This is a genomic window from Humitalea rosea, assembly GCF_003253705.1.
Lineage (GTDB): Bacteria > Pseudomonadota > Alphaproteobacteria > Acetobacterales > Acetobacteraceae > Humitalea > Humitalea rosea.
Window position 1 is genome coordinate 198811 of record NZ_QKYU01000003.1, and the last position, 16333, is coordinate 215143.

The 16333-nt window shown below is 70.7% G+C and carries 21 protein-coding genes; 15 read left to right on the plus strand and 6 right to left on the minus strand.

Annotation, left to right across the window (positions count from 1 at the left end; genetic code table 11):
- Window positions 1-9: 9 nt before the first annotated feature.
- The 9 genes from nagZ to C8P66_RS04100 all read left to right on the plus strand — a co-directional run bounded on the left by nagZ (window position 10) and on the right by C8P66_RS04100 (window position 7854).
- Window positions 10-975 carry a beta-N-acetylhexosaminidase gene (gene nagZ, locus C8P66_RS04060; RefSeq protein WP_111396866.1) on the plus strand — a complete coding sequence of 322 codons (966 nt, stop codon included), beginning with the start codon at window positions 10-12 and terminating at the stop codon, window positions 973-975.
- The gene (locus tag C8P66_RS04065; RefSeq protein ID WP_111396867.1) at window positions 975-1670 is read left to right on the plus strand and encodes a site-2 protease family protein; all 696 of its coding nucleotides are present in this window, start codon (window positions 975-977) and stop codon (window positions 1668-1670) included. Before nagZ ends, C8P66_RS04065 begins: the two co-directional genes overlap by 1 nt.
- Window positions 1670-2425 (plus strand): segregation and condensation protein A, encoded by a 756-nt coding sequence (locus tag C8P66_RS04070; protein WP_111396868.1) that lies wholly within the window; start codon window positions 1670-1672, stop codon window positions 2423-2425. The genes C8P66_RS04065 and C8P66_RS04070 overlap by 1 nt, the downstream gene beginning before the upstream one ends.
- Window positions 2409-2942, plus strand: coding sequence for an SMC-Scp complex subunit ScpB (gene scpB / locus C8P66_RS04075; protein WP_111396869.1), 534 nt, complete (start codon window positions 2409-2411; stop codon window positions 2940-2942). Before C8P66_RS04070 ends, scpB begins: the two co-directional genes overlap by 17 nt.
- Window positions 2943-2952: 10 nt before the next feature.
- On the plus strand, window positions 2953-3993 hold the full coding sequence (locus tag C8P66_RS04080; protein ID WP_111396870.1) for an ABC transporter ATP-binding protein: 1041 nt from the start codon (window positions 2953-2955) through the stop codon (window positions 3991-3993).
- Between the two features lie 100 nt (window positions 3994-4093).
- Window positions 4094-4708, plus strand: a complete 615-nt coding sequence (gene tatB, locus C8P66_RS04085) for a Sec-independent protein translocase protein TatB (RefSeq protein ID WP_111396871.1) — start codon at window positions 4094-4096, stop codon at window positions 4706-4708.
- 53 nt (window positions 4709-4761) lie between these two features.
- Window positions 4762-5568 carry a twin-arginine translocase subunit TatC gene (gene tatC / locus C8P66_RS04090; RefSeq protein WP_245903199.1) on the plus strand — a complete coding sequence of 269 codons (807 nt, stop codon included), beginning with the start codon at window positions 4762-4764 and terminating at the stop codon, window positions 5566-5568.
- On the plus strand, window positions 5568-6833 hold the full coding sequence (serS, locus tag C8P66_RS04095) for a serine--tRNA ligase (protein WP_111396872.1): 1266 nt from the start codon (window positions 5568-5570) through the stop codon (window positions 6831-6833). The genes tatC and serS overlap by 1 nt, the downstream gene beginning before the upstream one ends.
- Before the next feature lie 28 nt (window positions 6834-6861).
- Window positions 6862-7854 (plus strand): D-2-hydroxyacid dehydrogenase family protein, encoded by a 993-nt coding sequence (locus C8P66_RS04100; RefSeq protein WP_245903200.1) that lies wholly within the window; start codon window positions 6862-6864, stop codon window positions 7852-7854.
- A gap of 3 nt (window positions 7855-7857) precedes the next feature.
- Here the strand turns inward: C8P66_RS04100 and C8P66_RS04105 are convergent, their stop codons facing one another.
- The 4 genes from C8P66_RS04105 to C8P66_RS04120 all read right to left on the minus strand — a co-directional run bounded on the left by C8P66_RS04105 (window position 7858) and on the right by C8P66_RS04120 (window position 11170).
- Window positions 7858-8451, minus strand: coding sequence for a VOC family protein (locus C8P66_RS04105; RefSeq protein ID WP_111396873.1), 594 nt, complete (start codon window positions 8449-8451; stop codon window positions 7858-7860).
- A 78-nt stretch (window positions 8452-8529) separates the two neighbouring features.
- On the minus strand, window positions 8530-9378 hold the full coding sequence (locus C8P66_RS04110; protein ID WP_111396874.1) for an FkbM family methyltransferase: 849 nt from the start codon (window positions 9376-9378) through the stop codon (window positions 8530-8532).
- Window positions 9375-10334, minus strand: a complete 960-nt coding sequence (locus tag C8P66_RS04115; RefSeq protein ID WP_245903201.1) for an MBL fold metallo-hydrolase — start codon at window positions 10332-10334, stop codon at window positions 9375-9377. The genes C8P66_RS04110 and C8P66_RS04115 overlap by 4 nt, the downstream gene beginning before the upstream one ends.
- Window positions 10331-11170 carry an ATP-binding protein gene (locus tag C8P66_RS04120; protein WP_111396875.1) on the minus strand — a complete coding sequence of 280 codons (840 nt, stop codon included), beginning with the start codon at window positions 11168-11170 and terminating at the stop codon, window positions 10331-10333. The genes C8P66_RS04115 and C8P66_RS04120 overlap by 4 nt, the downstream gene beginning before the upstream one ends.
- An 80-nt stretch (window positions 11171-11250) precedes the next feature.
- Between C8P66_RS04120 and yajC the strand changes: the two genes are divergently transcribed.
- Both yajC and C8P66_RS04130 read left to right on the plus strand, forming a co-directional pair.
- Window positions 11251-11595: a preprotein translocase subunit YajC gene (gene yajC, locus C8P66_RS04125; protein ID WP_111396876.1), complete on the plus strand. Its 345-nt coding sequence runs from the start codon at window positions 11251-11253 to the stop codon at window positions 11593-11595.
- The gene (locus C8P66_RS04130) at window positions 11592-12047 is read left to right on the plus strand and encodes a hypothetical protein (RefSeq protein ID WP_158537088.1); all 456 of its coding nucleotides are present in this window, start codon (window positions 11592-11594) and stop codon (window positions 12045-12047) included. Before yajC ends, C8P66_RS04130 begins: the two co-directional genes overlap by 4 nt.
- A 27-nt stretch (window positions 12048-12074) precedes the next feature.
- Here C8P66_RS04130 and C8P66_RS04135 read toward each other — a convergent pair whose 3' ends face one another.
- A complete protein-coding gene (locus C8P66_RS04135) occupies window positions 12075-12713 on the minus strand; it encodes a superoxide dismutase (protein ID WP_111396878.1) in 639 nt (212 codons plus the stop codon).
- A gap of 109 nt (window positions 12714-12822) precedes the next feature.
- On the opposite strand from C8P66_RS04135, the gene C8P66_RS04140 reads away from it, so the two are divergent.
- Entirely contained in the window at window positions 12823-13620 is a 798-nt protein-coding gene (locus C8P66_RS04140; RefSeq protein WP_170141549.1) for a phytoene/squalene synthase family protein, read from the plus strand.
- A gap of 4 nt (window positions 13621-13624) precedes the next feature.
- Here the strand turns inward: C8P66_RS04140 and C8P66_RS04145 are convergent, their stop codons facing one another.
- A complete protein-coding gene (locus tag C8P66_RS04145; RefSeq protein ID WP_111396880.1) occupies window positions 13625-14524 on the minus strand; it encodes a LysR family transcriptional regulator in 900 nt (299 codons plus the stop codon).
- Window positions 14525-14652: 128 nt separating this feature from the next.
- On the opposite strand from C8P66_RS04145, the gene C8P66_RS04150 reads away from it, so the two are divergent.
- The 3 genes from C8P66_RS04150 (at window position 14653) to C8P66_RS04160 (ending at window position 16328) form a co-directional block, all read left to right on the plus strand.
- A complete protein-coding gene (locus C8P66_RS04150) occupies window positions 14653-15030 on the plus strand; it encodes a hypothetical protein (RefSeq protein WP_146422705.1) in 378 nt (125 codons plus the stop codon).
- Window positions 15031-15190: 160 nt separating this feature from the next.
- Window positions 15191-15574: a hypothetical protein gene (locus C8P66_RS04155; RefSeq protein WP_146422707.1), complete on the plus strand. Its 384-nt coding sequence runs from the start codon at window positions 15191-15193 to the stop codon at window positions 15572-15574.
- Between the two features lie 127 nt (window positions 15575-15701).
- Complete coding sequence (locus tag C8P66_RS04160) at window positions 15702-16328, plus strand: hypothetical protein (protein WP_111396883.1); 627 nt, start codon at window positions 15702-15704, stop codon at window positions 16326-16328.
- Window positions 16329-16333 lie beyond the last annotated feature (5 nt).

Consider the following 16333-nt stretch of genomic DNA (forward strand, 5'->3'; position numbering starts at 1 on the left):
CCTCACCCCATGCCCCATACTCCTCGTGCCGCCGTGGTCGGCCTCGCCGGGCCACGGCTGACGGCTGAGGAAGTCGCCCTGCTGAAGCGGATGCCGCCGGCCGGCGTCATCCTGTTCCGCCGCAATGTCGAAAGCCCGGCGCAGCTGCGGGCGCTGACCGATTCGGTCCGCGACGTGCTGGGCGCCATGGCGCCGATCCTGGTCGATCAGGAAGGCGGCCGGGTGGCCCGGCTGCGGGCGCCGTTCTGGCCGGAATTCCCCCCCGCCGCGAGCTTCGAGGGCAGGCCGGATGCCGCCGCCCATGCCTGCGCGGGCGCGATGGGGGCGATCGCGGTCGCCGCCGGGATCGACACCATCTGCGCCCCGGTGCTGGATCTGCGCCTGCCCGGCGCGCATTCGGTGATCGGCGACCGCGCGTTTTCCGCCGATCCGGCCGAGGTCGCGCGGCTCGGCCTCGCCTGGGCGCGGGGGCTGCTGGACGCGGGCTGCGTGCCGGTGATGAAGCATATCCCGGGCCATGGCCGCGCCACGGCCGACAGCCACCTGGACCTGCCGGTGGTCGCGGTCGCGGCTGAGGTGCTGGCCGCGGATCTGGCCCCGTTCCAGGCGCTGGCCGGGGTGATCCCCTGGGCCATGACCGCGCATATCGTCTATCCCGCCTGGGATGACGTGCACTGCGCCACGCTCTCCCCCCGCATCATCGAGGAGATCATCCGTGGCTATGTCGGCTTCGACGGGGTGCTGGTCTCGGACGATCTGACGATGAAGGCGCTGGCCGGGGACAGCCTGGATCTGGCCGAGGCGGCGCTGGCGGCGGGCTGCGATCTGGTGCTGCATTGCTCGGGCGTCTTCGCCGAGACCGCGGCGCTGCTGGCCGGCTGCCCGGCGATGACGGCGCGGGCGCAGGAGCGGATGGCGCGGGCGCGCGGCATGGCGGGCCAGATGGCGGGCCAGATGGCGGGACACACGGCGTGATGGAGTGGCTCCCCAGCCTCGCGGCCGCGGTGCTTGCCGCGGTGCTGGCGATCACCTTGCATGAGGCGGCGCATGGCTATGCCGCGCTGGCCGAGGGCGATCCGACCGCGCGCGATGCCGGGCGGCTGTCGCTGAACCCGCTGCGGCATGTCGATCTGGTCGGCACGCTGCTGCTGCCGGGCTTCCTGGTGATCTCGCAGCTGCTGACGATCGGGCGGGTGGAGGTGCTGTTCGGCTGGGCCAGGCCGGTGCCGGTGAACCCGCGCCAGATGCGCGATCCGCGCTGGGGCATGGTGCGGGTGGCGGCGGCGGGGCCGGCGGTGAATTTCGTGCTGGCGATCCTGGCGGCGCTGGCGGCGCATCCGCTGGCTTGGTTCGCCGATGCGCTGCCCTATGAGGTCGCGGCCTGGCTGACGCAGTTCCTCGGGCTGATGATCGTCTCCAACCTGATCCTCGGCCTGTTCAACCTGCTGCCGATCCCGCCGCTGGATGGCGGGCGCATCCTGGTCGGGCTGCTGCCCTATCGCGCCGCCATGGCCGTCGCGCGGCTGGAACGGGTCGGGCTGCTGGTGGTGATCTTCGCCTTGGTGATCCTGCCCCGGCTGCCGGGGGGGATCGACCCGATCGGCTGGGCGCTGCGGACTGTGGTGGGGGCGGCGCTGCGCGCGGTGCTGACCATCACGGGCCATGGCTGATGAGCGAGGAGCCGGTGCCGACCCTGCATCTGGAGGGCTATGAGGGCCCGCTCGACCTGCTGCTGGACCTCGCGCGCTCCCAGAAGGTGGATCTGGCCAAGATCTCGATCGTCGCTTTGGTGGACCAGTTCCTGGCGGTGATCCAGGCGGCGGTGCGGCTGGAACAGGCGGCGGATTGGCTGGTGATGGCGGCCTGGCTCGCCTGGCTGAAGTCCCGCCTGCTGCTGCCCGATCCCGAGCCCGATCCGGATGCCTTATCGCCCGAGGTGCTGGCCGGGCGCCTCGCCGAGCGGCTGATCGAGTTGGAGCGGATGCGGGAGGCGACGCGCTGGCTGCAACGCCGGCCGCAGCTTGGCCAGGAGGTCTTCGCCCGTGGCGCCCCGGAAAGCCTGACCATCGAGGACCGCAGCGGCATCGCCGCCGATCTGCCGGCGCTGCTGGCGGCCTATGGCGGGGTGCTGCGGCGAATCGCGGCACGCCGGCCCTACCGCCCGAAAGCCCGCCGGATCTGGACGGTGCAGGATGCGGTGGCGCGGCTGACCGTGATGCTCGGGGCATTGCCGTCCTGGGCCATGCTCGCGCGTTTCGTGCCGGAGGGGCTGATCGACCCGGTCGAGCAGCGCGCGGCCCTGGCCAGCACGCTGGTCGCCAGCCTGGAACTGGCGCGCGGCGGGATGCTGGAATTGCGCCAGGATCGCGATTTCGGCCCCATCCTGTTGCAGCGGCGGGAGGTCGCGGATGTCCGCGCCGCCTGACGCCCTCCGCATCGCCGAGGCGCTGCTCTTCGCCGCCGCCGCCCCGGTCACGCTGGACAAGCTCCAGGCCGCGCTGCCCGAGGGCGCGGAGGCGCGCGAGGTGCTGGCGGCGCTGGCCGAGGCCTATGCCGGGCATGGCGTGGAGCCGGTGGCCGTGGCCGGCGGCTACGCCTTCCGCACCGCGCCGGATCTGGCGGCGATGCTGACCAAGATCGTCGAGGTGCCGAAGCGGCTGCCGCGGGTCGCGATGGAAACACTCTCGATCATCGCCTGGCACCAGCCCTGCACCCGGGGCGACATCGAGGACATCCGCGGCACCGCGCTGTCGCAGACCACGCTGGACGCGCTGCTGGAGATGGGGCTGGTCGCCCCCCGTGGGCGGCGCGAGGCGCCGGGGCGGCCGACCCTCTGGGGCACCACCCCGGCCTTCCTGCTGCAATTCGGCCTCGCCTCGCTGGCCGACCTGCCCAAGCGGGAGGATCTGCTTCCGGGCGGCGGGCCGGGCCTGGCCCTGTGACAAGCCCGCGATGACCCTCACCCTGACGGGCATGCACCACGGCTACGCCGGGCGCGAGGTGCTGCGCGGCGTCGATCTGAGCGTCGCGGCGGGGGAGATCGTCTGCCTGCTCGGCCCCTCGGGCGACGGCAAGACCACGCTGCTGCGGCTGATCGCGGGGCTGGAGCCGGTGCAGCTTGGCGCCATCGAGATCGCCGGCCGCCGCGTCGCCGAACCGGGGCGGGAGGTGCCGCCCGAGCAGCGCTCGGTCGGCTTCGTGTTCCAGGATTACGCGCTGTTCCCGCATCTGACCGTCGCCGACAATGTCGGCTTCGGGCTGCGCCGCGTCGGGCGGGGGGAGCGCCGGGCGCGGGTGGCCGAGGCGCTGGCCCGGGTGGGGCTGGCCGATTTCGCCCAGGCCTGGCCGCATACCCTCTCGGGCGGGCAGCAGCAGCGCGTGGCGCTGGCCCGCGCCCTGGCGCCGCGCCCCGCCGTGTTGCTGTTGGATGAAGCTTTCGCCAGCCTCGACGCCCGTCTGCGGGAACAGGTGCGCGACGACACGCTGCATGTGCTGCAGGAAGCCGGCACCGCGACCCTGCTCGTGACCCATGACGCCGAGGAAGCCCTGTTCATGGCCGACCGCATCGCGCTGATGCGGGGCGGGCGGATCGAGCAGCTTGGCCGGCCGGCCGATCTGTATTTGCGCCCGGCGAGCCGCTTCGTCGCGACCTTCCTCGGCGAGGTGAACCGGCTGCCGGCGATGGTCGCGGGGGGGATCGCCACGACCGTGCTGGGCCCGGTCGCGGCCCCTGGCCTCGCCGACGGGCCGGCCGAGGTGTTCTGGCGGCCCGAGGGGCTGCGCCCGGCCGAGGTGGGTGTCGCGGCCGAGGTCGAGGCCTGCCGCATGCTCGGCGCCACCACCATGGTGCATCTGGCGGTGGCGGATGGGGCGGGGGGGCTGCTGCATCTGCATGCCCGTATGCCGGCCGGGGTGATGCTGGCGCGGGGGGACCGGGTGCGGATCGCGGCGGATGCGGATCGCGCCTTCGCCTTTGCCCCCGATGTCGCGTGAGGACCCCCTCCCGCCGGTCATCTCGACACCCCACATTGGCGCATGGCCGGGTTCCTGCTAACCCGCTGCAACCTGTCTCACCGGAACGCCACGAAATCGCATGTTCGACCTAGCCTGGTCAGAAATCGCCTTGATCGCCGTGGTCGCCCTCGTCGTGATTGGCCCCAAGGATCTGCCTGAGGCAGTGAAGGGTGTCGCGCGCGGCATCCAGAAGCTGCGTCGTATGGCGGGTGAATTCCAATCCCAGGTGGATGAGGTCGCCAAGGACGCGGGCGTGCAGGATCTGCGCCAGTCCATCGCCGACATCCGCCGCTTCGACCTGAAGGGACAGATCGAGAAGGCGGTCGACAAGGATGGCGGGATTCGCGACACCTTCTCGCAGAACCCGCTGAACCCGACCTCGACCTCGACCTCGACCCCGGCCTCGACCGACACGCTGGCGCCCGACACGCTGGCGCCCGACACACTGAAGCCCGACACGCTGGCGCCCCCGGCCTGGGAGCCGCCGGCGCCCGTGGAGGCGCCCGCCTTCGTGCCGCCCGGCGTCGCCATCGCGACCCAGCCCTATGTGCCGCGGCCATCGATGCATGACCCCGACCAGGGCCGCAGCGGCACGCCGGCGCCCAACCCGGCCGCCGACGCCACGCCGGCGCCGCCCGCCGTCCCGACCTTCGTGCCCCCGGATGTGAGTGCCGCGGCCAAGCCGAGCGTCTGACACCACGACAAGCGACAGGCCCCGACGACAGGCCAGGAAAACAGGGATAGCCCGTGCCGCGCGACCAGGATGATGTGATCGACGACAAGCCGATGCCCCTCATGGAGCATCTGATGGAGCTGCGCACGCGGCTGATGTGGTCGGCCGGCGCCTTCCTGCTGTCCTTCGGCGTCTGCTACTATTTCTCCGCGCAGATCTACGGCTTCCTGGCCCAGCCCTTGGCCGACATCCTGATGAAGCAGAGCGGCGGCGCCGAGCGGCGGATGATCTTCACCGCGCTCTACGAGGCCTTCTTCACCTACCTCAAGGTCGCCTTCTTCGGCGCGACCTTCTTCAGCTTCCCGATCTGGTCCACGCAGCTTTGGCTGTTCATCGCGCCGGGGCTGTATCGCAGCGAGAAGCGGGCGATCGCGCCCTTCCTCGTCGCCTCGCCCTTCCTGTTCGTGGCCGGCGCGGCGCTGGCCTATTACTTCATCTTCCCGCTGGCCTGGAAATTCTTCATCTCCTTCGAGACGCCGCCGGGCACCGGCCAGTTGCCGGTGCAGCTGGAGGCCAAGGTCAGCGAATACCTCTCGCTGGTCATGCATATGATCCTGGCCTTCGGCATCGCCTTCCAGTTGCCGGTGCTGCTGACCCTGATGGCCAAGGTCGGCATCGTCAGCGTCGATGGGCTGAAGAAGGGGCGGCGCTATGCCGTGGTCGGCATGTTCGTGGCCGCCGCCATCATCACGCCGCCGGACATCATCAGCCAGATCGGCCTCGCGATCCCGCTGATCGCGCTTTACGAGATCTCGATCCTCGCGGCGGTGCTCATGGCCCGCGACAAGGCGAAGAAAGAGAAAGCAAAAGAGAAGAGCTGATGCATGACGTGAAGGCCGTCCGCGCCGACCCCGCCGGGTTCGACGCGGCGCTGGCACGGCGCAAGATGGCGCCGGTGTCTCCGGTCCTGCTCGCGGTGGATGAACGCCGCCGGGTCGCCTTGGCGGCGGCGCAGGAGGCCCAGGCCCGGCGCAACGCCTTGGCCAAGGAGATCGGCCAGGGCCGCCGCAGCGGCGCCGACACCGCCCCCCTGGAGGCCGAGGCGACCGGCCTGCGCGAGGCGATGGGCGCCATGGAGGCCGAGGCCGCCGCGGCCGAGGCGGAACAGGCCCGTATCCTCGAAGCCTTGCCGAACCTGCTCGATGCCTCGGTGCCCGAGGGCGCGGATGAGGCGGACAACATCGTCCTGCGCCAGCATGGCGCGATCCCGAACCTGCCTTTCACCCCGCGCCAGCATTTCGAGCTGGGCGAGGCGCTGGGGCTGATGGATTTCGGCGCCGCCGCCAAGCTCGCCGGCAGCCGCTTCACCGTGCTGCGCGGCGCGCTGGCGCGGCTGGAGCGGGCGCTCGGCCAGTGGATGCTGACCCTGCACACCGATGCCCATGGCTTCACCGAAATCTCGCCGCCGCTGCTGGTGAACCGCGAGACCATGTACGGCACCGGCCAATTGCCGAAGTTCGAGGATGATTTGTTCCAGACCACGGACGGCCGTTTTCTCATTCCGACCGCCGAGGTGCCGCTGACCAACCTCGTGGCCGGGGAGATCATCCCCGAGCTGCCGCTGCGCTTCACCGCCTTGACGCCCTGCTTCCGCGCCGAGGCCGGCAGCGCCGGGCGCGACGTGCGCGGCATGCTGCGCCAGCACCAGTTCGCCAAGGTCGAGATGGTCGCCATCTGCCGCCCCGAGGACAGTGCCGCCGAGCATGAGCGCATGACCGCATGCGCCGAGGCGGTGCTGACCGCGCTCGGCCTGGTCTGGCGCCGGGTGCTGCTGTGCTCGGGCGATACCGGCTTCGCGGCCGCCAAGACCTATGACCTGGAGGTCTGGCTGCCGGGGCAGGGGGCTTGGCGGGAGATTTCCTCCTGCTCCAACTGCCTCGACTTCCAGGCCAGGCGGATGGGCGCGCGCTACCGGCCGGAAGGCCAGAAGGGCACCGCCTTCGTCCATACGCTGAACGGCAGCGGCGTCGCGGTCGGCCGCGCGCTGATCGCGGTGCTGGAGACGCATCAGCAGGAAGATGGCAGCATCGCCCTGCCCGAGGTGCTGCGGCCCTGGATGGGGATGGCGACGATCCCCGCCCGCTGACCGTCCGGGCGACAGAGGGAGGGAACCCATGACACCCCTTGCCGCCCCCATCCGGGTCACCATCCTCGACGATTATTTCGACACGCTGCGCGGCCTGCCCTGCTTCCAGAAGCTCGCGGGGTTCGAGGTCACGGTCTGGAACGACCATGTCCAGGACACGGAGCGGCTCGCCGAGCGGCTGCGGGACACCGAAGTGCTGGTGCTGATCCGCGAGCGCACCAAGATCGGCGTGGCCCTGCTGGAGCGGCTGCCGAAGCTGCGGCTGATCAGCCAGCGCAGCGTCTATCCGCATGTCGATGTCGCGGCCTGCACCCGGCATGGGGTGATCCTGTCCTCCGACCAGCATCCCGGCACCCCCTCCTATGCCGCGGCCGAGCTGTGCTGGGGGCTGGTGCTGGCGGCGATGCGGCAGATCCCGCAGCAGATGGCCGCGCTGAAGGCCGGGCAGTGGCAGATCGGCGTCGGCAGCACCTTGCGCGGGCGGACCCTGGGCCTTTTCGGCTATGGCCGGATCGGGGCGACGGTCGCGGGCTATGGCCGGGCCTTCGGCATGAAGGTGCTGGTCTGGGCGCGGGCGGCGAGCCGGGCGCGGGCGATCGCCGAGGGCCATGAGGCGGCCCCGGACAAGGCCAGCTTCTTCGCGGCCTGCGATGTCATCTCGTTGCAGATGCGCCTGGTCGATGCCACGCGCGGGATCGTCACCGCCGAGGATCTGGCGGCCATGCGGCCCGATGCGCTGCTGGTGAACACCAGCCGGGCGGGGCTGATCGCGCCGGGCGCGCTGGTGGCGGCCCTACAGGCCGGGCGCCCCGGCATGGCGGCGGTGGATGTCTATGAGCAGGAGCCGCTGCGCGACACCGCCGAGCCGCTGCTGAACATGCCGCAGGTGATCTGCACGCCGCATATCGGCTACGTCTCGCGCGACGAATACGAAATCCAGTTCTCCGACATCTTCGACCAGATCACGGCCTACGCCGCCGGGGCGCCGATCCATGTGATCAACCCCGAGGTGCTGGGCTGACCCTCACGGGTCCATCGGGAAGCGGAAATCCATCGGCTGCCCCGGCGGGAATTCCCCGGCATAGGCGCGGCGATGCAGCTCCTCGGTGCTGGCGCCGGCCTTGCGCGCGGCCAGCATCTGCTGCGGATCGACCGGGGCGCCGATGGGATTGGCGGCGAAATCGGGCGAGGTCCTGATCCAGTCGCTGGAGGCCGCCCAGTCGCCGAAATTGTCGCATTGCAGCTCGACGCTGTTGCCATCCGGGTCGAGGTAATAGAACGAGGTCGTCAGCCCGTGGTCGAGCATCATATGCGGCCTGATGCCAAGGCCATCCAGCCGCTCGAAGCTGTCCAGCAGATCATCCAGGCTCGCGTATTCGAAGGCGGAATGATGCATCCCGGTGTGCAGGATGCGCTCCGGGTCGTCCTTGATCCTGGGCGCGGTCAGCAGCGCGATGCGATGGTTGGCCGCGTCATTGGTGAGCCAGGCGCCGCCGGGAAACTGGTGCATGGGCGTGCAGCCGATGACGGTGCCGTACCAGTCGATCATCTCCTGCAAGCGGGTGGTCTTGAGGTTGATGTGGTGGAGCACCGGGATCTTGATCGGCGGCGTGGGCATCTCCGGGTCTCCTCCAACTCTTGCCTGGACCCTAATTTCCAGCGTTCCGGCCTGTCAACGACCGTGCCGGCGCGCCGCTCAAACCCCGTTGCGGCCTGACGCGAGCCGCGCGGAAACCCAGTCCCAGTCCCGCACGAACACCGTATTCGGGAACCCCGGCCCCTCCCGCCGCGACAGCCGCCGCGTGGCGGGATCGTAGTCGGCGGCGACGAACCCCGCCGCCAGCATCAGCCCATGCAGCGTGGCGGCATCCCCGCCCCAGCGCGCGCCATGGCCATTGGTCTCGACGATCACCGCCCGCAGCGTGGGATCGGCCAGGGTGTTCGGCCCGCCGCGCAGGATCTCGGCCTCATAGCCCTCCACATCCAGCTTCAGCAGCAAAGGCGCGGGGCCGAGCGCGTCCAGGGTGGTGACGGGCACCTCCTCGGCGGCATCGGTCTCGCCCGGCAGCAGCACCCGGTTGGCCGCACCCCGCCGGCTGGTGATCCGCAGCCGCCCCGTGGCCGCCCCCAGCGCCACGGCATGGACCGTCACCCGGTCGCCGATCCCGTTCAGCGCGATAGTGTCGGCCAGATGCGGCAAGGTGCCGGGGGAGGGTTCGACCGCCACCACCTGCGCCCCGCAGACCCCCGCCGCCAGCAGGGTGTAGATCCCGATATTGGCGCCGACATCGGTCATCCTGTCGCCCGGCCGCAGCAGGTGCAGGCAGAGCATCATCTCGGCCGGATCGGTCAGCCCGACGTAATGCGCCGCGGTCGCCGAGGACAGGCCGCGCCGCAGCACCAGCCGCGTGCCGCCGATGAAGGGCGCGATCGACGGCATCCCGGTGATGCGGCCGCCGACCTGCCAGCGCAGCATCCGCAGGATCGCGGGCCAGCCGCCCTGGCGCCAGCAGAACTCCAAAAGCCGGGCGGTGGTGCGGATCAAACCCGCAGATCCACCACCAGGCTCTCGCCGACATCGGGGATGAGAAAGCTCTCCGGCGCATCCCCGGCCGCGTCGCGCGCCGCGACCAGGCCCTGGGCCGGGGCGTCGATCGCCTCCCGCGTCAGCTTGAAGGTGCCGTGGTGCATGGCGAGCGCCACGCGGGCCTGGATGGCGTGGCGGGTCGCGACCGCCTCGGTGGGGTCGATATGGACGACCTGCATGAACCAGCGCGGCTCATAGGCCCCGATCGGGATCAGCGCCGCGCCGAAGGGGCCGGCCTTTTCGCCGATCTCGGCCAGATGCGCGCCCCAGCCGGTATCGCCGAGAAAGCACAGCCGCCCGCCATCCGCCGTCTCCAGCGCGAAGCCGCCCCAGAGCGATTTCGCCCGGTCCAGCACCCCGCGCGCCGAAAAATGCCGGGCGGGGAGGTAGGTCGCGCGATGCCCGCCGGGCAGCGGGTGGGACTGCCACCAGTCCAGCGCCACCGCCCCCGCCACGCCGTTCCGCGCCAGGAAGCGGTCCTGCCCGAGGCCGGTGACGATCAGCGGCGCCTTGAGCGCCCGCAGGCTCGGCAGATCGAGGTGGTCGTAATGGCCGTGGCTCAGCAGCACGGCGTCGATGCGCGGCAGGGCGGCCAGCGCCAGCCCCGGATCGCGCACCCGCTTCGGCCCGGCCCAGGAGAGCGGCGAACAGCGCTCGGAAAAGATCGGATCGGTCAGCAGCGCGGTGCCATCGGCGAGGCGGATCAGAAAACTCGCATGGCCGATATAGGTGATGGCGGCATGGCCCGGCGGCACGGTCGCGGGCGGCGGCGGGTACGGGCGGTTCTCCACCCGGGCGGGCCAGGGCGCGCCGCGCCCCTCCCGCATCATCCGGAACACCGCGCCCAGCGTCTGCCCGGCCGGCGAGCCGTCCGGGTTGAGGAAGCGCCCGCCCTGCCGCCGGGCGCCGCTCACGCCGCGACCTGGACCCCGTGGCGCGCGGCCAGATCCAGCACGAATTGCCAGGCGACGCGGCCGGAGCGCGCCCCGCGCCCGACCTGCCAGGCCTGGGCCTCGCGACGGAGAATCTCGGGATCGACCGTGATGCCGAAGGCCTCGGCATAGGCCGCGACCATGGCGAAATAGGTCGGCTGGTCGCAGTTGTGGAAGCCGATCCAGAGCCCGAAGCGGTCGGAGAGGGAGACCTTCTCCTCCACCGCCTCGGCGGGGTTGATCGCGGTCGAGGCCTCGTTCTCCATCATGTCGCGCGGCATCAGGTGCCGGCGGTTGGAGGTGGCGTAGAACAGCACATTCGCAGGGCGCCCCTCGATGCCACCATCCAGCACGGATTTCAGCGCCTTGTAGTCGGCATCCTCGCGCTCGAAGGACAGGTCGTCGCAGAACACCAGGCAGCGCCGGGGCTGGGCGCGGAGATGGTTGAGCAGCTCGGGCAGGGTGCGGATATCCTCCCGGGCGATCTCGATCAGCGCGACGCTGCCGGCGGGGACCGCGGCATGGGCGGCCTTGACCAGCGAGGATTTGCCGGTGCCCCGCGCGCCCCAGAGCATGGCGTTGTTGGCCGGCAGGCCGCGGGCGAAGCGCTGGGTGTTCTCGACCAGCAGGCCCTTCTGGCTGTCGATGCCCTTGAGCAGGCCGATCTCGACCGCGGCGACGCGGGCGACCGGCACCAGCCGGGCGGGCGAGGGGTGCCAGACGAAGGCATCCGCCCCCTCCGGGGCGGGCGGCGGCGGCGGCGGCGGGGCCAGCCGTTCGAGCGCTTCTACGATGCGAGTAAGCAAACTGGTGTCCAAGGCGAGATTTCCAGGATTGACGGATAAGGCCCGGAGGCTAGGTTCCGCCGCAAATCACCACAAGCCGGAGCGCCTTACTCATGTTCATCTCGCCTGCCTATGCCCAGGATGCCGCCGGTGGCGCCGGCGGGATGGTGATGCAATTGGCACCACTTATCCTCATTTTCGTCGTCTTCTACTTCCTGCTGATCCGCCCGCAGCAGAAGAAGATGAAGGAGCACCGCGCCATGCTCGGCACGCTCAAGCGCAACGACCGGGTGATCACCGCCGGCGGCCTGGTCGGGCGAATCGCCTCGGTCAAGGAAGGCTCGGATGAGATCGAGGTCGAGATCGCGCCGAATGTGAAGGTGTCGGTCGTGCGCGGCACGATTTCCAGCGTGGTCCGGCCCGAGGCCGCCAACGACGCGGCGCCGACCAAGGCATGAGGATGCGGCGCTGGCTGCTCGCGGGGGTGCTCCTGGCGGGCACGGCCGCGGCGGCGGTGCCGGAGGACGAGTCCCCGGAGGACGAGTCTTATGTCGGCCGGCCGCTGCTGGCGCTGGTCAGCTACCCGAACCTGCCCTCGCTGCTGCGGCAGGTCTCGGGCGGGCAGCAAGGTGCCATGGCGCGCGCGGTGCGCTTCGACGGGCCGGGGCTTGAGCTGACGGCGGGGCGCTACCTCAACAGCTATGCCTGCGCGCCCAAAGGCTGCGCCGAGGATGGCGTCTTCCTCGCCTATGACACGGAGGAAGGGCGGATCTTCCTGATGCTGGTGCGGGAGGGGTCTATGGTGATCCAGGTGCCGCCGCGCCGCGCGCCCTGGCCGGATGTGCTGGAGGCGCGGGTCGCGGCCTTTGGCGCCGCTCCCGGAAGCCTGACCTACGCGCCGCCGCCCTGAGGGCAGCGGCGCGCGGGGCTGTTTGAGCTAGGCCGACTGGCCGCTGGCCATGCCGCCCTTCTCCATAAGGCTCTCGACCATTTCCCAGTTCACCAGCTTGTCCAGGAAGTTCTGGAGGTAGTTCGGGCGAACATTGCGGAAGTCGAGGTAATAGGCGTGCTCCCAGACGTCGGCGCCCAGGATCGGCGTGCCTTCGCCGGTCGCGATCGGGTTGGAGCCGTTCGGGGTCTTGGTGACCTTCAGCTTGCCGCTGGCATCGAGGATCAGCCAGGCCCAGCCCGAGCCGAACTGGGTCACGCCGGCCTGCTTGAAGGCTTCCTTGAAGGCCGGCAGGCCGCCGAGGTCGCTCTCGATCTTGGCCGCGATCTTGGCCGGCAGGCTGTCGCCGCCGCCATTCGGCGTCATCACCTGCCAGAACAGCGTGTGGTTCCAATGCTGGCCGGCCTGGTTCAGCACGGGCAGGCCATCGGCCCCGGCGCGGCCGGCTTCGGCGACGATGGTCTCCAGGCTCTTGCCGGCGAGGCCCTTGCTCTCGATGAGCCCGTTCAGCGCGGTGACATAGGCGTTGTGGTGCTTGCCGTGATGCAGCTCCAGCGTTTCCTGGCACATGCCGGAGGCGGCGAGCGCCGCCGCATCATAAGGCAGGGCGGGCAGGGTGAAGGCCATGGTCGTTTCTCCGTGACGGGGGATTGTTCCGAGGTAGGCGGCAGCCATGGAGGCGTCAACCGCGCGGCCATGATGGCGCGGCACCGCCGGGCGAGGTAAGTCGCGGCCCATGGTACAAGACCTGCCACCCATCATGGGTTTCGCGCGTCGCGTCGATCCCGATCGTTTTTTTGCGACCCTCTTCGCCCCGCCGGCGAAGCGCGACGCGCTCTGCGTCCTGATCGCCTTCAACCATGAGCTGGCACGGGCGCGGGAGGCGGCGAGCCATCCGATGGCCGCCCTCATCCGGCTGCAATGGTGGCGGGATGCGCTGGAGGAAGCCGCCAGCGGCCAGCCGCCGCGCCGGCATGAGGTCGCCGAGCCGCTGCATGCGCTGATCCGGGCCGGCACCCTCTCCGCCGCCGAACTCACCGCTTTGGTCGATGCGCGGGAGGCCGAGGTCGCCGAGGAGGGCATCCCGACCGAGCCCGCCTTGCAGGCCTATCTCCGCGCCGGGGCGGGCGGGCTCGCGGTGGCGATGGGCCGCGTGCTCGGCGTGCCGGGCGCGGCGCTGCCGGGGGTGCAGGCCCTTGGCGCGGGCTATGGGCTGGCGGGGGTGCTGCGCAGCGTCGCCGCCCATGCGGCACAAGGGCGCTGCCTGCTGCCGCTGGACGCGCTGGCCGCCCACGGGCTCTCGCCCGAGGCGGTGATCGCCGATCCCACGGCCGCCGCCCCGGTGGTGCAAGCGCTGGCGCGGGCGGGGCTGGCGGCGCTGCCGCGCGCGCGCGTGCCCTCGGCGGCGGCCCTGCCCGGGGTGCTGGCGCGGCGGGACCTCGCGCGGCTGGCGGCGGGCCAGGCGGTGCCGGTGCCGCGCGGGTTCGGCGACCGGCTGGCGATGGTCTGGGCGGGGCTGCGCGGCCGGGGCTGAGGCCTCAATTCCCCCGCGCCGCCAGATGCGCGTGCAGCCGGTCGATCACCCAGCGCCCGGCGGGCCCCGGCGGCCGGCCGCGCTGATAGACCGCATGCAGCTGCATGGTGAAGCCTTCCTGCTCGGTCAGCCGCAGCCGCGTCAGCGCGCCGCTTTTCAGATGCGGCGCCACCATATGCAGCGGCATGTTGCACCAGCCGAAGCCGTTCAGCAGGAACACCATCCGCGCATTCATGTCGGCGAACCGCCAGACCACCGAGCTGACCACGCCGCGCGACCAGTCATCCGTGGTCATCGCATCGGTCAGCACGAGCTGCACATGCGAGGAGATCTCCTGCCGCGTGATCAGCCCCGGCAGCGTGGCCAGGGGATGGCTGGAGGCGACCACGGGCACCAGCGGGACCTCCAGCAGGAACTCCGCCTCCAGATCCGTGGCCTGGGTCAGCTCCAGCGGGAAGATCGCAAGCTCCACCGTGCCGGCGCGCAGATACCGCTCGGGTGCGGCGATGCCGCCGGTCAGCAGGCGCACCGGCAATTCGGGGAAGCGCTGCTGCAACTCCCGCAGCACCGCCATCCCGATATCCTGCGGCAGCAACTGGCCGATGGCGATGGCCAGCTCCGCCTCCAGCCCCTTGGAGATGCTCTCGGCGCGGCCGCGCAGCATGTCCGCCCCGGCGATGACGCGCCGCGCGTCGGCCACCAGGGCACGGCCCGCATGGGTCAGGCGCGGCTTCTTCTCGCGGCGGTCGAACAGGGCGAGGCCGAGGGTGACCTCCAGCGTCTGGATCGACTGGCTGATCGCCGACTGCACCCGCTGGAGCTGCTTGCCCGCGCCGGTGAAGCTGCCGCTATCGGCGACGGCGAGGAAGATGCGGAGCTGGTCGAGGGTGAGGGCGTCGATCATGGCGCCTAACCTATCACAATAACCGATCGGTATCATCAGTTTTTCAGCGGCTGAACCGATGGATGCGGCGCCCATATTGGATGACAGACGGACCGAGAGGCCCCTCCCAACCAAAAGGACACTGAATTATGGCTCGCTTCACCCTTCGCAGTCTGACCGCCGCCGCCGCTGTTGCCGTGGCCCTCGCTGCCCCCTTCGCCGCCGCCCAGGCCGAGGAAGTCTCCGTCTCCTATCCGCGCACCATCGGCAGCGGTGAGTCGCAGATGATCGACTACGGCCCCGGCGCGCAGGGCAACGTCGTGGGCGGTGGCGCCGTGGCCACCAGCGGCACCGGCGAGAACGCCAAGATCACCTACTTCGATCAGAGCGTGGTCCAGCAGCCCCGTCCGGGCCTGGTGCCCGTGACCATCGGCTCGGGCGAGGATTCCGAGACCGTGTGGGTCCCGGCCGGCATGCATCCGAGCGTCGTGGCCCTGCTGGGCGCGAGCAGCGGCAACCCCGGCTGAGCCTAGCCGTCCTGTCTCGTGAATGGGGCGGCATCCAACCGGATGCCGCCCCATCGCGGCCGATCTGTCAGACCATGCGTTCGATGGCTGACGCGTCGATCGAAGGCTTCACATCGACAGACGGTGCCGACAGGCCCGTCCGCACCCGAGGACACCCCTTGTGATCACCCTTCGCAGCCTGACCGCCGCCGTTGCCGTGGCCCTCGCTGCTCCCCTTGCCTCCGCCCAGGCCGGGGCAGGTTTCGTCTCCTATCCACGCACCATCGGCAGCGGCGAGTCGTCCATGATCGAATATGGCCCCGGTCCACAGACCAACATCGGTCCACAGACCAACATCCTGGGCGGCGGCGCCGTCGTGACCAGTGGCACCGGCGAGAATGCGACGATCACCTATGTCGATCAGAGCCTGGTCCAGCAGCCCCGCCCGGGTCTGGTGCCGGTGACCATCGGCAGCGGCCAGAACTCCGAGACGGTCTGGGTGCCGGCCGATACCCTTCCGGGCATCGTGGCGCTGCTGCGCACGGCCATCGTCGTCCCCGGCTGAGCGCGGCTGCTTCGGCATCCGTGGAATGCGCCCGTCCGGGGAAACCCGGGCGGGCGCTTCAGTTTGGCGTGACCGCGGCCCGCCCCCCCCCTATGGCGGGACCCGATCACGGGCTAGCCTTCGTTGCATGGCCAGCAATGACGCAGAATTCCAGGGCTCCGCCCGCGAGAGCAACCGCGATTACGCCCGGGGCTGGTTCCCGGCCAAAGGCCGCTTCATCGGCGGCATCACCTACCCCGAGGAAGCCAAGCTGCCGAAAGGCAAGCTGCTGGTCCGCCTCGGCCATACGCATGACCTGGACGGAAACCCGCTTCCCGACTGGATCAACCTGACCTCGCCCTGGTGGATGGAGGCATCGACCTTCTCCGACATCATCGGCCGCGGCGAGGAGGCCAAGACGCCGATGGACCAGATGTTCCGCATGAAGCTGGCGCTGACGCCCGGCTTCGGGGTCAGCAACATGCTGTTCTGGGTGGTGGCCAAGCAGTCGCTGCGCTCCTGGGCCGGCCGCGCCCGGCCAGTGATGGAGGACCCGGACCCGGCGGTGCGCGAGGCCAAGGGGCTGCCGCTTGCCTGGCTCGGCGGGTGGGAGGTGGTGCAGCACTACGTCCCCGGCCTGCGCGATTTCGACCTGCACGCGCCGACCCCCTGCGCCCTCGCCAGCCTGGCGGTGCTGCCGAAGGTGCCGCTCTCCTCCTATGCGACAATGAAGGCGGGCGGCTTCGGCTTCATCCGGTTTCCCTATCCCGCCTGATCAGG

What these genes read in the sequence shown, in the direction of transcription:
- nagZ (WP_111396866.1), top strand. Translation starts at nt 10, where the DNA reads ATGCCCCATACTCCTCGTGCCGCCGTGGTCGGCCTCGCCGGGCCACGG.
- C8P66_RS04065 (WP_111396867.1), top strand. Translation starts at nt 975, where the DNA reads ATGGAGTGGCTCCCCAGCCTCGCGGCCGCGGTGCTTGCCGCGGTGCTG.
- C8P66_RS04070 (WP_111396868.1), top strand. Translation starts at nt 1,670, where the DNA reads ATGAGCGAGGAGCCGGTGCCGACCCTGCATCTGGAGGGCTATGAGGGC.
- scpB (WP_111396869.1), top strand. Translation starts at nt 2,409, where the DNA reads ATGTCCGCGCCGCCTGACGCCCTCCGCATCGCCGAGGCGCTGCTCTTC.
- C8P66_RS04080 (WP_111396870.1), top strand. Translation starts at nt 2,953, where the DNA reads ATGACCCTCACCCTGACGGGCATGCACCACGGCTACGCCGGGCGCGAG.
- tatB (WP_111396871.1), top strand. Translation starts at nt 4,094, where the DNA reads ATGTTCGACCTAGCCTGGTCAGAAATCGCCTTGATCGCCGTGGTCGCC.
- serS (WP_111396872.1), top strand. Translation starts at nt 5,568, where the DNA reads ATGCATGACGTGAAGGCCGTCCGCGCCGACCCCGCCGGGTTCGACGCG.
- C8P66_RS04100 (WP_245903200.1), top strand. Translation starts at nt 6,862, where the DNA reads ATGACACCCCTTGCCGCCCCCATCCGGGTCACCATCCTCGACGATTAT.
- C8P66_RS04105 (WP_111396873.1), bottom strand. Translation starts at nt 8,451, where the DNA reads ATGCCCACGCCGCCGATCAAGATCCCGGTGCTCCACCACATCAACCTC.
- yajC (WP_111396876.1), top strand. Translation starts at nt 11,251, where the DNA reads ATGTTCATCTCGCCTGCCTATGCCCAGGATGCCGCCGGTGGCGCCGGC.
- C8P66_RS04130 (WP_158537088.1), top strand. Translation starts at nt 11,592, where the DNA reads ATGAGGATGCGGCGCTGGCTGCTCGCGGGGGTGCTCCTGGCGGGCACG.
- C8P66_RS04135 (WP_111396878.1), bottom strand. Translation starts at nt 12,713, where the DNA reads ATGGCCTTCACCCTGCCCGCCCTGCCTTATGATGCGGCGGCGCTCGCC.
- C8P66_RS04140 (WP_170141549.1), top strand. Translation starts at nt 12,823, where the DNA reads ATGGTACAAGACCTGCCACCCATCATGGGTTTCGCGCGTCGCGTCGAT.
- C8P66_RS04145 (WP_111396880.1), bottom strand. Translation starts at nt 14,524, where the DNA reads ATGATCGACGCCCTCACCCTCGACCAGCTCCGCATCTTCCTCGCCGTC.
- C8P66_RS04150 (WP_146422705.1), top strand. Translation starts at nt 14,653, where the DNA reads ATGGCTCGCTTCACCCTTCGCAGTCTGACCGCCGCCGCCGCTGTTGCC.
- C8P66_RS04160 (WP_111396883.1), top strand. Translation starts at nt 15,702, where the DNA reads ATGGCCAGCAATGACGCAGAATTCCAGGGCTCCGCCCGCGAGAGCAAC.